The sequence below is a fragment of the Bacillus sp. FSL L8-0193 genome (assembly GCF_037976065.1).
In the GTDB taxonomy this organism is placed as follows: domain Bacteria; phylum Bacillota; class Bacilli; order Bacillales; family Bacillaceae; genus Bacillus; species Bacillus paralicheniformis.
This window is the reverse complement of the sequence record NZ_CP150261.1, coordinates 4,223,892-4,237,173: the sequence shown is the minus strand read 5'-3', so window position 1 is coordinate 4,237,173 and position 13,282 is coordinate 4,223,892. Positions and strand designations below refer to the sequence as shown.

Here is a 13,282-nt window from a genome sequence, read left to right as displayed (position 1 = left end):
GATCTCAAATTTTGACGAAAAATGTCGATACTATGAAATGAAGAAGATCTTTAATTTGAAAATTGCATTTTATCATTGATGACATAAAGGAGAAAGGATCACCATCATGAAAGTAAAAACAAAACTGCTGGGAATTATATCAATTTTAGTCGTTTCCATTATTGGAATCGGAGGTTCCTCTGTTTTTATGATTTCTTCTACGGTGAAAAAGAATGAAGAACTTAAGGACAAGATGGAATTTCAAAAAGAGATTAAGCATATTCAATATCGTCTGACCGGTTTGTCGAATGACGAAAGAGGCCTTATTATGACCGGAGATAATGAATACAGTGAAGGAATGAAGGACAAGGCCGACGATGTTTTAAAGAGTCTTGACCGCGCAGGAAAACTGATCCGGGAAGACACATACAAAGCGAACGTCGAAGAAATTAAAGAAAATTTTAAGGCTTATTGGGGTTTAAATCAACAAGTTATACAGTCTTACGCTTCAAGCTCTAAAAAAGCTGAATCGATTCATTTCGGAGAGGAAAGAACATTAAGAAAAGAAGTCCTCGATCCGTCTGTCAACCAGCTGGTCGAAAGCCTGGAACAAGAGGTGGAAGATCTGAAAGCAGAGATCAGCGCCAACGGGACGATGAGCGAATGGGTCATCATCACTGTCACAGCAGTATCAGCCATAGTTGGAATTGTCTTGAGTCTGCTGCTCTTGAAGTCTATTCTGGTACCGTTGAGAAGCCTGAATCAGCAGCTTGGGGACATCGCTCACGGTGAGGCGGACTTAACCAAGAAAGTGATCGTCAAAAATAAAGACGAGTTCGGCCAGCTTGCAAATTCTTTCAATGCTTTTGTTCAGTCGCTGACGCAAATTGTGAAGCAGATCAGCAGTTCGTCTGAGCAAGTCGCCGCATCCTCTGAACAGTTGTCGGCAAGCGCGGAGGAATCGAAATCGACCTCCGAACTGATTTCGGAAGAGATGCAGGCGATTGCTGACAGCAATATGACGCAAAGCGAAATGACAGAACAGAGCTCGGAATCGATTCATGAATTGCTGGACCGTTTATCATCCGTTGCCTCCAATACAGGCAGCATAGCGGATCTGTCGTCTTCGATGAGAGACAAAGCCGAAATCGGCTCCGAATCCGTTCATAAAATGCTCGAGCAAATGAACTTCATTGATAAATCCGTCGACTCAGCCGGCAGCGGCCTCGAGGCGCTCGTGTCCAGCACGGCGGAAATCAGCAACATTTCTTCGCTTATCACCGATATTTCGGAGCAGACGAATTTGCTGGCGCTAAACGCGGCAATTGAAGCAGCAAGAGCGGGAGAACAAGGAAAAGGGTTTGCCGTCGTGGCGGAAGAGGTCCGGAAATTGGCGGACGAAACGAATAAATCGGCGAACCATATTCAATCGTTAGTCACAACGATCCAAAATGAATCGGTAGAAACGGTGAATAATATTAAAGTCGTTCAAGAAAATGTCAGCTCCGGAATCGCTCTGTCCCAGGAGACAACCGGCAATTTCAACGAAATTTTGAACTTGGTGGAACAGGTTGCTTCTCAAATCCAAGAAGTCGCAGCTTCTACTCAGCAGCTGACATCAGGTGTCGAAATGGTTCAAAACACCATTCAAACATTAGCTTCCGGATCACAGGAAACGTCGGCTGGCACAAAAGCGGTTGCTTCCTCAACTCAGGAGCAGCTGGCTTCGATGGAAGAAATCTCTTATGCAGCAGAATCGCTGTCTCAATTGGCTGAAGAACTTCAAACCGTCATCAATCGATTTAAATATTAAGCAGAAAACCCCATCAGGCGATGGGGTTTTAATTGGTTTTCATGGCGGCTATAGCGCCCTCGGGGATTTCCTCTTCGTGTACTTCAGTCAAGCTTCCGGCTTTCGTTCCGTACGCCCATACTTTGATGAAAGCGCCGGGACGCAGTTTTTCGTCCGCCTCTGCTTCAATCTGCTGTTTGTGTCCGCTCGCGTCATATCCGGTTAATGTGTAGTTGTACTTTCCGTTATTCAGCTTTTCTGCATGATCTTCGGCTTTGAGATAATAAGCCTCAGGCTTTCCCTGGCCTTGTATGAAATGATCGGCCAGCGGCACAAGGCCCCCTGTCGCTTTCTGCAGGATAAAAACACCGGCAATAAAAACGCCGGCAACGGCGATCAGAACCGCGGCAATCAGGCCGCCTGCCCGTGTCTTCATATACCTTCTCCTCTTTCATTCAGTTTGTGAATGGTATTATTTTATAAAAAAGGCGCAAGGAGAAGAAATTGATTCATATTACAGTACAATTACATGATTGTAAGGTAGGACGAATCGCGGCGGCTTTTGTTTATCAGACAGCTTCGTGTCATAATATATCCAAACAAAAGGAGAGACCGAGATGCAAAAAGTGATGATTGTAGAAGACGACCCGAAGATTGCCGATCTGTTAAAATCGCATATTGTCAAATATGGATACAACGTTCATGTCGTGAAAGACTTTGACCGTGTCATCGATGAGTTCAGAAGCACGGCGCCTGATCTTGTTCTGCTTGATATTAATTTGCCGAGCTTTGACGGCTATTACTGGTGCCGGCAAATCCGCCAGGAATCGATTTGCCCTGTCTTGTTTATTTCGGCGCGGACGGGCGAAATGGATCAGGTCATGGCATTGGAAAACGGCGGGGATGACTTTATCACCAAGCCGTTTCACGCCGAAATCGTGATGGCAAAAATACGCAGCCAGCTTCGCAGAGCTTACGGGGAGTATGCAGCAAAAGCGGAGGAACGGCTTCTCGAAAAAGAAGGACTGCGGCTGTATCCGGAAAGACTTGAACTGACATTCGGCGGTCAAACGGCTGCTTTGACGAAAAAAGAAGCCGATATTATCGAAAGCTTAATGGAACGCCACCCGAGGATTTCCGGCCGGGAAGATTTGCTGGCCAAACTGTGGGATGATCAGGCCTATGTGGATGAAAACACGCTTAATGTCAACATTACACGCGTCAGAAAAAAGTTTCAGGAGCTCGGAATTGAAGATGCGGTGGAAACAGTGCGGGGCGCAGGCTACCGCTTGAATATATCCTGGGTGAAGGCGGGAGAGGAATGAAGCTTTTTTTCAAAGAACACTATTTGTTGATTGCCGTGCAAGTGCTGCAGTTTATCACGATGCTGTCGGTGTACTGGCTTGATGGGTATCAGCACATCAGGCCGGCTTTTTATGCCGTTTTTCTCGGCTTTTTCTTTCTTGTCTGCTATCTTTTCTACCATTACTATACGCGCCGGAAGTTCTACAAACGGATGACGAGCGGGCTGGAATCATTGGATGACACCTTCAGGCAATCGAATCAGCCCCAATCCCCTCTTTCAGAAGCGCTTGAACAGCTGCTGAAAAGCCAGTACAGGCAATACCGTCAAGAATTAAAGAAGCTGGAGCTTGGACAAAAAGAGCATTTGACCTTCATGGATCAATGGGTGCACCAAATGAAGACGCCGCTGTCGGTCATCGAACTGACGGCTCAAAATTTGGATGAACCGGAATCATCAAGCATCCGCGAGGAGACCGAACGGATGAAAACGGGCCTCAATACGATTCTCTATATGGCCAGATTGCGGACGATCGAGCAGGATTTCCGGATAAAACCGGTCGCATTGGCGGATATCGTTCACGAGGTCAATCGTGAAAACAAGCGCTTCTATATTCGCAGTCAAGTTTATCCTAAGTTCAAGGAAGTCAAAAAAGGCATCACAGTCGAAACAGATGAAAAGTGGCTGTTTTTCATCATTTCCCAATTTGTCAACAATGCGGTCAAATACTCAGCGGGAAAAAGCAATACGGTTATTATTTCTATTGGTGAAAACGATTCGGAGGCGGTATTGGAAGTGACAGATTTCGGCGCCGGCATCCCGGATACAGATCAAAAGCGGGTATTCGACCCGTTTTTCACAGGAGAAAACGGACGCCGTTTCAGAGAATCAACCGGAATGGGTCTCTATTTGGCAAAAGCGGCGGCTGACCAGCTTGGACACCGAATCGAACTTGACTCACAAGAAGGGCAAGGCACGACAATCCGGCTGATTTTCACGGCTACACAAAACCTTACATCGATGTAATGAAAGTGAAAGAAGAATCGATAGTTCATCAACAAGAAATTTAGGTAAACTGATCACAGATCAAAAGTTAAAGGTGAAAGGGGATCTTGTGATGCTTCAGGTCAAACAAGCCAGTAAGATTTACGAAGGAAAAATTGCGTATCGCGCGTTAACGGATATTAACCTAACGATTGATAAAGGTGAATTCGTCGGCATCATGGGGCCGTCCGGAAGCGGAAAAACGACCCTATTAAATATGATTGCAACGATCGATGAACCGACGACGGGCGAAATATTGATCAGCGGCCAAAACCCGCATGTTCTCAAAAAAGAAAAATTGGCTAAATTTCGCCGCAGAGAGCTGGGATTTGTGTTTCAGGACTTTAATCTTCTGCCGACATTAACCGTTGAAGAAAATATCGTACTTCCTTTGACGCTTGACGGTGAAAAGGTCAGGGAAATGAAGCGGAGGGCAAACGATTTAGCTGAAAAGCTTGGAATTACCCACATTATGAAAAAGCGCACATATGAGATTTCGGGCGGTCAGGCCCAGCGCGCTGCTGTAGCGAGAGCGATGATTCATTCGCCGAAGCTTCTGCTTGCCGATGAGCCGACAGGCAACCTTGATTCAAAGTCATCCAAAGATGTGATGGAAATGCTTGAATCGATCAACCGCAACGAAAAAGCGACCATGATGCTTGTCACGCATGACCCTCAGGCGGCAAGCTATTGCAACCGGGTCGTCTTTATTAAGGATGGAAAGCTGTATTCGGAGATCAACCGCGGCGATAACCGCCAAGCGTTTTTCCAAAAGATTCTCGATACACTGTCCTTGTTGGGAGGGGATGCAAATGACCTTTCGTCAGTTCGCGTTTAACAACGTCATTCGCAACAAAAGGCTGTATGCCGCTTATTTTCTCAGCAGCATGTTTACAGTGATGGTTTTTTTCGCATTCGCGATCTTTGCTTTCCACCCGGTGATGACAAGTGATTCTTTGACCTCCGGCATCGGGCAGCATGTTTCCATTGGCCTGTTAGTCTCCAGCGGCATTATCTTTGTCTTTTCTTTCTTCTTTGTGCTGTACTCAATGAGTTCGTTTCTTCAATCGAGAAAAAAGGAATTCGGCGTTTTAATGATCCAAGGGATGTCTATGCGCCAAATTCGCATGATGGTATTTCTTGAAAATATGCTGATTGGGCTTTTTGCGACAATCGGCGGGATTGTGCTCGGACTTGTCTTCGCCAAATTGATACTGCTCACAGCGGAAAATGTGCTGATTATTGATAACAAGCTCGATTTTTATTTTCCGTTGATGGCGATCATTGTGACGTTTATTTCTTTTAACGGCCTGTTCTTATTTATTTCTTTTCTTGTGTCATTTGTGCTCAGGAGCGAGAAGCTGATTGTTCTGCTAAAAGGAAACAAAATCTCCAAAGGGGAGCCGAAAGCATCTGCCTTGCTTACAGTGGTTGCAGCTGTTCTGCTTACCGGAGGCTATTACACCGCTTTGATTGTCAAGAAAATAGGCGTTCTTGTGGCGATGGTTCCGGTGACGATTGTTGTCATTATCGGCACATATCTGCTGTTTACGCAGCTGAGTGTTTATGTGATCCGCAGGCTCAAAAAACGGGAAAGCCTGTTTTGGCGGAAAACGAATATGATTTTGTTTTCTGATCTGTCTTACCGGATGAAAGACAATGCGCGGACGTTTTTTATGGTGGCCATTATCTCTACTGTCGCGTTCAGTGCGATTGGGACGCTGTATGGTTTCCAAACTCTGCTGACAAACGGAATTAAAGATATGAACCCGCATACGTTCTCGTATAAACCGCCGAAAACAAACAAAGACACCGAACAAGACGTGGCTTTCATCAACGACACGCTAAAAGAACGAAATATCAAAACTGACAAAGCATCAGCTGTCCTTCAATATTTCGATGTCGATGGCCATGACATGCTGATTGTGAAAGAAACTGACTATAACAAGTTTGCCGATCTGGTCGGGGCCGACCACGTCAAGCTTGAAGAAGGGAAAGCCGCAGCTGCCGAGTATGATGTCAAGGTTGGCCTAGAGGGAGAAGACGACCAGCCGCTCCCTTCATCAATCCCTCTTGCAACCGGACAAAAGCTGCAGGCTGACAAAACGGTCCGTTCAAAAGCGTTATCTGAAAACAGTTATTATATTGTGACAGACAAAGATTTCGCACAGTTGAAAAAACCGAAAAGCGAAAACCGGTTCTATGCCTGGCAGGCAAAAGAATCTGACGGCATGGCTTTAGTGAAAGCCGGGGAGGTTCTGCAAAAGAAACTGGATCGGATTTATTTCGCGGCTGTAGATTATGAGGTATATGATATAAGCAAAGGGTATGGCCCGGTATTATTTGTTGGACTGTTTATCGGAATCGTCTTCTTCGTTTCAGCAGGAAGTTTTCTCTACTTCCGATTGTACACTGATTTGGACGATGATAAGCAGAAATTCAAATCGATTGCCAAAATGGGCTTAACAGACCGGGAACTGCATAAAGTGCTGAACAGGCAGATCGGCATTCTGTTCTTCGCGCCTATCGCTGTTGCCCTTGTCCATGGAGCTGTGGCGCTGACCGCTTTATCGCATGCCTTTCAGTACAACCTCTTCAAGGAATCTGCAATGGTGCTCGGCGTGTTCTTCGCCATCCAGGTTATATATTACTTCATTGTCCGCTTCTACTATACAAAACAGATAAAAGCGGCGATTTAAAAAAGATTAGACTGCGTCTAACCGAAGCTTGTAGAGAAACCTGTGTTTTTCTACAAGCTTTTTTTATACTTGCAGCCGGAAAATTTGGGACCTATGTATTTTGCCTCTTTCTTCATTTGGATGATTATGTTAATTTGATATTATTTCAAATTTGAAAGAGGAGTGATCGATTTGCAGGTAAAAGAAATATTTGTTATTCGCTTTATTTCCTGCTTAAGCGTTGTTTTGCTTCATGCGATATCGATGGTGCTCATGGTGCGGGCGGACATGCTTGGAGATACGGTTTTCCGGGTTGTTGAATCTTTCAGGACGCTTCTGATGTTCAGTACGCCTGCGTTTATTTTTATTTCCGAATTTTTGCTCGCGCATGCTTACCCTGGCGGCGTTCCGGAAGGGTTTTTAAAAAAGCGGTTTAAAACGATTTTCATCCCTTTTCTATTTATCGCTGTTTTGGATGCTTTTATGACCGCTGGTCTGATGATGCAGCAATTTCATGCATCGGTCATTTTAAAAAAACTGTTGGCGAATATTTTCCTGGGGAATTTCATCGGATATTTCATCCTCGTCATTTTTCAATTTTACTTGTTGCACATGTGCTTCCATTCATTTTTGCAAAAGGCGTCGCCTAAATGGGTGCTTTCGATTTCTTTTGCGGTCACAGCGGCTTATTTGAGCTATTTCACGTTCATTCAACCTCCGGTTGTACAGGAAGAGGCGCCGTTTCCTTTTTCATGGGTGCCGTTTCCCGGCTGGCTCTTTTATTTTTGTTTGGCCTATTATTGCGGCAAAAATTACGAGCGCTTTTTGGCATTGCTGGAACGATACAGGCATGCGGTATATGCAGCGGCTGCTGTGACCGGATGTTTCATTGTAGCGGTTTCCTACTTCGGACAAGACATCGCAGTGACGTCAAAGCGTCCGGATATCCTGCTTTATTCAACAAGCATCATTTTCTTATGCTTTCACCTGTTTTCAAAACTGAAGTCGGTGCCGAAGCTGATCATGATGATCAGCAACTATTCTTTTTCTATTTATTTATTGCACGCTTTTATCCTGATTTTCGGGTTGGTCATTTTAACGAGCTTTGAAAGCATCGGTACGGTTTCGGCTGTTTTGCTCTTGTTTTCGATCTCTACAGGCGTTGCGGTTTTCATATCTTGGGCTGTAAATAAATTGAAGTACGGCTATATGTTTGTCGGAAAAATTTACGTGCCGAAAAAGAGGAGAATCGAGCAAAAAGTGAGCCATCATGCCGGTTAACGACTTAGATTGATAGAGCGAAAAGCCAGAACGGCAGGTTGCACCGCCGGAGCTTTTCGCTTTTTTATATTCTCGCAAAAATGTTCCGGTTTTGACACATCTTCTTTTAAATGGAAGGTGGCTTATTGCCTATAATCATATTATGATAACGATTATCATTTTCATAAGGTGGAGGCCTCAACAATGGTTTTAGCTGAATTAAAACAAAAAGAGAGAGCAAGAATCATAGATTTTTCAGAAGTGAATGAACTTGTTCAGCGCAGGCTCATACAGCTCGGGATGAAAGAAGAAGCTGAAATTTGCGTGCAGCGGAAATTGCCGTTTGGCGGACCGTTCATGTTTGAGTCAGGCGGACAGTGCCTCGGCATACGGCTTGAAGAAGCAAAAAAGATCAGGATTGAAAAACTATGAACAGCCGGCAGATTGCCCTTTTCGGAAATCCGAATACGGGGAAGACGTCATTGTTTAATGCGCTGACAGGCTCCTATGAGTATGTCGGAAATTGGAGCGGGGTGACCGTTGAGAAAAAGGTGGGACTGCTTCGCCATAAACAAGGAATGATGGTCGATCTCCCCGGCGTTTATACATTGAGCCCGCTGTCCCGCGATGAAGGGGTCGTCACTGACTTCCTGCTCAACGAATCATTTTCAGACATATTGAATATTGTCGATGCATCCCAATTAAAGCGGAATTTGCACTTAACTGTGCAACTCCTCGAATTTGGTCATCCGCTCACAATCGGTTTAAATATGATCGATGTCGCAGGACAGCGAGGCGTCTTCATTGATCATCAAAAGTTGTCTGCAGCGCTAGATGTTCCGGTGATTCCTGTGATTGCCCGCAGCGGCAAAGGGTGTGATGAACTGAGCCGGCATTTGCTTCTTGAAAAAGAAAAGAGAACAAAGCCGCTCGTCATCAATTACGGAAGCACAGTAGAAGAAGCGATTGGCAGGATCGAGTCGATCATACCGGAACGTCCCGGCGTTTTAAAACGGTGGATGGCTCTTCAATATTTGGAAGGCAACTCGAAAATGAAAGAGCAGCTGGAAGACGCGGCCGACAGCGAACGGTTAAAGGAAATTTACGAGGAGACAGAAAAACGCCTTCTTCAGGAACAATCCGCAAAATCGCTGCATCAGCATATTTACAATGAGAGAGAACGATGGATTGACCGCATCATGTCATCCTCTGTTGAATATCAGTCAGATCGAAAACAGACGCTGACTGAACGCGTGGATCAGATCGTTACGCATCCGGTGCTTGGCATTCCGATTTTTTTGTTGTTCATGTATCTCATGTTCATGCTGACGTTTGACTGGCTTGGTGTTCCATTGTCTGATACACTGGACGGTTTCATCGGCGGACCGCTGACGGAATGGACGGCTTCGGCACTGTCGGCAATGGGAGCCAGCCCGTTTATCGAGGCGCTCATTCTCGATGGGATCATTGCCGGTGTCGGCGGTGTCCTCGTTTTCGTCCCGCAGATTTTTATTCTGTTTTTCTTCATTTCGGTGCTCGAAGATTCCGGGTACATGGCGCGTGTGGCCATGGTGATGGACCGTCTGATGGAGGCGATCGGTTTAAACGGTAAAGCCTTTATACCGCTGATCATCGGCTTCGGCTGCAATGTTCCGGGCGTCATGGCTGCACGAACTGTAGAGCAGCCTAAGGAAAGACTTTTGACGATTATGCTGACGCCATTTATGTCCTGTTCGGCAAGACTTCCGGTTTATGCTTTGTTTGCAGGGGCTTTTTTTGCGGCTCATCAGGCTTTCGTCGTCCTGACCTTGTATGTGCTGGGCATTGCTGCGGCGCTGGTGCTGGCGAAGTTTTTATCCTCATCCAAGCTCAAAGAAGAAAAGTCGTTTTTCGTGATTGAACTGCCGCCTTATCGTTTGCCTCAAGCGCGTACATTGTGGCGGGCAACATGGGAAAAGGGCAAAGGTTTCGTCCGCAAAGCCGGGACTTACATTTTTGGCGGTTCTGTCCTCATTTGGCTTTTATCGTATACAGGGCCCGGTGGAACGGGCGTTGAGATGGATGACAGCTTTTTAGCAATGATCGGCGGAGTGCTCGCACCGTTGTTGATGCCGCTGGGGTTCGGCACATGGCAGGCAGCGGCATCACTATTAACCGGTTTTCTGGCGAAGGAAGTTGTCGTTGCTTCGATGAGCATCATCTATTTCGTACCTGAAGCCCAGCTGCAAGGCATGATGGCTGAGCAATTTACACCGCTGGCCGCTTACGGATTTATGGCTTTCGTTCTTTTATACGTACCATGCCTCGCGACAGTCGCGGTGATTAAAAAAGAAACAAACTCGAAAAAGTGGATGTTCCTGTCCATTGTTTACGGACTGGCCATTGCGTATGCGATCGCGTTCTTGATTTATCAGGGCGGAAGATTGCTTGGGTTATCATAGGAAGGATGTGAGGGCATGTTGTTTAATATCACGATCGGAGCGCTCATCTTCGGTTATGCGGCATGGACGCTTATTAAATTTGTCAGACGAAGCCGGAAAGGAAAATGCGCCGCCTGTGAATTAAATCGTACGTGTCAATCGGCTTGTGATGATGTGAAAAACAGCTGAGGTGCTCAGCTGTTTTTTAGACTTGCATTTCACTCATCAAAGCGAGGGTATTTCCTTCGGTATCTTTAAAGAAGGCCATCCAGGTTTCCGTTTGCTCGATTTTCGCCGCCACATGCGGCTCTATTGGAAAAGAAACGCCTTTTGTAGCGATTTCATTATATACTGCCGGCAAATCTTCAACTTGAAAATAGATGACGGAGCTTGCATGAGCAAATTCATCTTTTTCCGGGAGACTGAGAAGAAGCCGCAGCCCGCCGCGGTCTTGAACCGGTACCCCAATTTGTCCAACCTTTTTGATTCCCATCATGATCCCTCCCTTTTTTGTCATTATTTTCATTTTACGCAATTGATTCCAAAATATCTATTTTTCGCTGTGTTTTTTGTTTCACGTGAAACAGCGGGGGGCATGCGTGTTAAATCATTGTTTTCATGGATGTTTATTGTTAACATGGTTTCTGTTGGTTTAAATGGAAATAGTAGAGAGGAGGCGAACGTAATGAGTGAAAATCAAAAGGCTGACCAGGAAAGAAAAGTTGGATATGAAGGGTTTGTGCTTCTTCTTTCACTCATCTTTATTTCCATCTTTATCACGACCTCATACGAGATACCGAGCAATCTGTTACTGATCATTCTTTTTTTCATTGGCAGCGGCTATTATTCTATTAGGCTTGTGAGCAAAGGTCTGTTGAGAAAAAAGAGGGGACTTGGCTTTAAAGCCGGGTTGTTTGCCTTTGTCGTTTGGATGGCATTATCTTTTCTGTTTCATGACATTTCTTATCCATTTACTTTGGAAGGGTTATCATTTCAAATATTGATGTTTTTTCTTTTCTACATTCCTTTCTTTTTTATCTTTCAATTTGCTTTTAAGATTTCAAACATTCAAGAAAGAAAACAATAAAAAAAGCTGGAAATTCCAGCTTTTTTACTTATTCTCTTTCTCACGCTTCACCAGCATTTCCGTAATCAAATCAACCTGTTTGCTGACAGAGATCGGATCGTACGGGTAGAACGTGTCAAAGTCGTTGATAAAGACACGATTGTTTTTGACGGCGTCAAGGTTTTTCCAAATGGAAGACTGCTTGAGTTTGTCCAGCGTCTTGCTGTCGCCGTTCGGGTTATAGTCTGTTACAAACATGTAGTCGGCAGCATATTCAGGTACGACTTCCAAGGATAGTTCTTTGATGTCGCCTTTTTTGAAGATGTCCTTTTGAATCTTTTCAGGCGCTTTTAAGCCGAGCGCGTTGTACACGGCTTGGCCTCCGCGGCCGCCGTTGTCATTGAACACCCAGAATTGTCCTTTTTCTGTGTTTTCATAAATACCGAAAGTAGCCTTTTTATCGACGACTTGAGCGATTTTTTTCCTTGCTGATTTCGATTTCTGTTCGAAATCGGCAAGGAATTGTTCAGCTTCTTCTTTAGCTCCTGCAATGTCGCCAAACATCTTAACGGTTTCCTGAACATTTTTCGCCGTATTATAAGGAATCACAACGGTCGGTGCGATTTTGGACAGTTTGTCGTAATTTTCATCGTTCATGACAACAATTAAATCAGGCTTCAGTTTCATGACTTTTTCCACATTAATTGGGTCGCCTAAATCTGTCACATCTTTCATACGGTCCTTTAAAAACGGATTGGAGAAAGACCACGAGCCGGAGCCGACGACATTGGCGCCGACCGTGAACAGTTCACCGGCATAAAAGTCTGTCACGATGCGCTTTGGATGTGTTGGAATGTCTACTTTTCCACGCGTTGATTGATATGTTCTTGTCGTTTCTTCAGACGCTTTTTCTTTGTTGCTGTTTGACGAATTGCCGCCTCCACAGGCGCTGATCACGATACACAACAGCATAACTAAACCGATTATCAATAAGTTCTTTTTCACTTGACCCTCCTGTTGATATAAAGCATATGAAATTATCTAAGTGATAATGATTCGCATTATCAATGTAAATATAGCAAATGAATCCCTCTTTCGTCTATCACTTTTTTTGCTAAGTATGATTAGTGCTGTTTTGGTTAATTTGTTACTATAAACAGAAAAAGGATTGATGAAGTATGGCAGAAACGAACCCGGTGATCAAAAAACTGCAGTTCAAGGATAATGGACAGCCTGTACTGATCGTGAATCCGCCAGAGGCATACAGCGGCATCATGGCTGAATTTCAAGGCCATGTCGATCATCAGGCCGAAGCTGACCGGTACGATTTTGTTCAGGTATTCGCAGCGACCAACGCAAAGTTGCAGGCTTTAGCTAAAGAGGCTGAGCGTCATCTGGCTGAAGACGGACTGTTTTGGCTTTGCTACCCGAAAAAATCTTCGAAAGTCTACAAAGGATCGGACTGCAGCCGCGACACAGTAGCCGGACTGCTTGCGGACCAAGGCTATGAACCGGTTCGGCAAATTGCAATAGATGAAGATTGGTCTGCGCTCAGGTTTCGCAAGACGGAAAACATTAAAACGATGAAGCGCAAATTTGCCGTGACGGAAAAAGGTAAACAGCGTACAGATCAAGAATGATCATATATGTCTCTTTTCAGAGAGGCAGATGATTCAGCTTGTGAACGAAAGTACACAAAAAAGAAATAATATTATGTTCAATGTTTCACAAACTTTTTGT

General features: G+C 44.9%; 14 protein-coding genes. 11 read left to right on the top strand and 3 right to left on the bottom strand.

Annotated features, from left to right (window positions below; genetic code table 11):
• The first annotated feature begins 106 nt into the window (after window positions 1-106).
• On the top strand, window positions 107-1,792 hold the full coding sequence (locus MHH76_RS21205; protein ID WP_020453569.1) for a HAMP domain-containing methyl-accepting chemotaxis protein: 1,686 nt from the start codon (window positions 107-109) through the stop codon (window positions 1,790-1,792).
• A gap of 28 nt (window positions 1,793-1,820) precedes the next feature.
• Here the strand turns inward: MHH76_RS21205 and MHH76_RS21200 are convergent, their stop codons facing one another.
• Window positions 1,821-2,207, bottom strand: coding sequence for a YxeA family protein (locus tag MHH76_RS21200; protein WP_020453568.1), 387 nt, complete (start codon window positions 2,205-2,207; stop codon window positions 1,821-1,823).
• A 181-nt stretch (window positions 2,208-2,388) separates the two neighbouring features.
• Between MHH76_RS21200 and MHH76_RS21195 the strand changes: the two genes are divergently transcribed.
• The 8 genes from MHH76_RS21195 (at window position 2,389) to MHH76_RS21160 (ending at window position 10,665) form a co-directional block, all read left to right on the top strand.
• Window positions 2,389-3,096, top strand: a complete 708-nt coding sequence (locus tag MHH76_RS21195; protein WP_020453567.1) for a response regulator transcription factor — start codon at window positions 2,389-2,391, stop codon at window positions 3,094-3,096.
• Window positions 3,093-4,100: a sensor histidine kinase gene (locus MHH76_RS21190; protein ID WP_020453566.1), complete on the top strand. Its 1,008-nt coding sequence runs from the start codon at window positions 3,093-3,095 to the stop codon at window positions 4,098-4,100. The genes MHH76_RS21195 and MHH76_RS21190 overlap by 4 nt, the downstream gene beginning before the upstream one ends.
• A gap of 91 nt (window positions 4,101-4,191) precedes the next feature.
• Window positions 4,192-4,956, top strand: coding sequence for an ABC transporter ATP-binding protein (locus tag MHH76_RS21185; protein ID WP_020453565.1), 765 nt, complete (start codon window positions 4,192-4,194; stop codon window positions 4,954-4,956).
• Window positions 4,931-6,817 (top strand): ABC transporter permease, encoded by a 1,887-nt coding sequence (locus MHH76_RS21180; RefSeq protein ID WP_043054519.1) that lies wholly within the window; start codon window positions 4,931-4,933, stop codon window positions 6,815-6,817. The genes MHH76_RS21185 and MHH76_RS21180 overlap by 26 nt, the downstream gene beginning before the upstream one ends.
• A 171-nt stretch (window positions 6,818-6,988) precedes the next feature.
• Window positions 6,989-8,077, top strand: a complete 1,089-nt coding sequence (locus MHH76_RS21175; protein WP_020453563.1) for an acyltransferase family protein — start codon at window positions 6,989-6,991, stop codon at window positions 8,075-8,077.
• A 183-nt stretch (window positions 8,078-8,260) separates the two neighbouring features.
• A complete protein-coding gene (locus MHH76_RS21170; protein WP_020453562.1) occupies window positions 8,261-8,488 on the top strand; it encodes a FeoA family protein in 228 nt (75 codons plus the stop codon).
• Entirely contained in the window at window positions 8,485-10,497 is a 2,013-nt protein-coding gene (gene feoB, locus MHH76_RS21165; RefSeq protein ID WP_020453561.1) for a ferrous iron transport protein B, read from the top strand. The genes MHH76_RS21170 and feoB overlap by 4 nt, the downstream gene beginning before the upstream one ends.
• Before the next feature lie 15 nt (window positions 10,498-10,512).
• Window positions 10,513-10,665, top strand: a complete 153-nt coding sequence (locus tag MHH76_RS21160) for a FeoB-associated Cys-rich membrane protein (RefSeq protein WP_026580385.1) — start codon at window positions 10,513-10,515, stop codon at window positions 10,663-10,665.
• Window positions 10,666-10,681: 16 nt separating this feature from the next.
• Here the strand turns inward: MHH76_RS21160 and MHH76_RS21155 are convergent, their stop codons facing one another.
• Window positions 10,682-10,969, bottom strand: coding sequence for a glyoxalase/bleomycin resistance/dioxygenase family protein (locus MHH76_RS21155; RefSeq protein WP_043054518.1), 288 nt, complete (start codon window positions 10,967-10,969; stop codon window positions 10,682-10,684).
• Between the two features lie 192 nt (window positions 10,970-11,161).
• Here MHH76_RS21155 and MHH76_RS21150 point away from each other — a divergent pair, with 192 nt between their 5' ends.
• Window positions 11,162-11,563 (top strand): hypothetical protein, encoded by a 402-nt coding sequence (locus MHH76_RS21150; RefSeq protein WP_020453559.1) that lies wholly within the window; start codon window positions 11,162-11,164, stop codon window positions 11,561-11,563.
• Window positions 11,564-11,587: 24 nt separating this feature from the next.
• Here the strand turns inward: MHH76_RS21150 and MHH76_RS21145 are convergent, their stop codons facing one another.
• The gene (locus tag MHH76_RS21145; RefSeq protein WP_043054517.1) at window positions 11,588-12,547 is read right to left on the bottom strand and encodes an iron-hydroxamate ABC transporter substrate-binding protein; all 960 of its coding nucleotides are present in this window, start codon (window positions 12,545-12,547) and stop codon (window positions 11,588-11,590) included.
• 173 nt (window positions 12,548-12,720) lie between these two features.
• Here MHH76_RS21145 and MHH76_RS21140 point away from each other — a divergent pair, with 173 nt between their 5' ends.
• A complete protein-coding gene (locus MHH76_RS21140) occupies window positions 12,721-13,182 on the top strand; it encodes a hypothetical protein (RefSeq protein WP_026580382.1) in 462 nt (153 codons plus the stop codon).
• The last annotated feature ends 100 nt before the right edge of the window (window positions 13,183-13,282 follow it).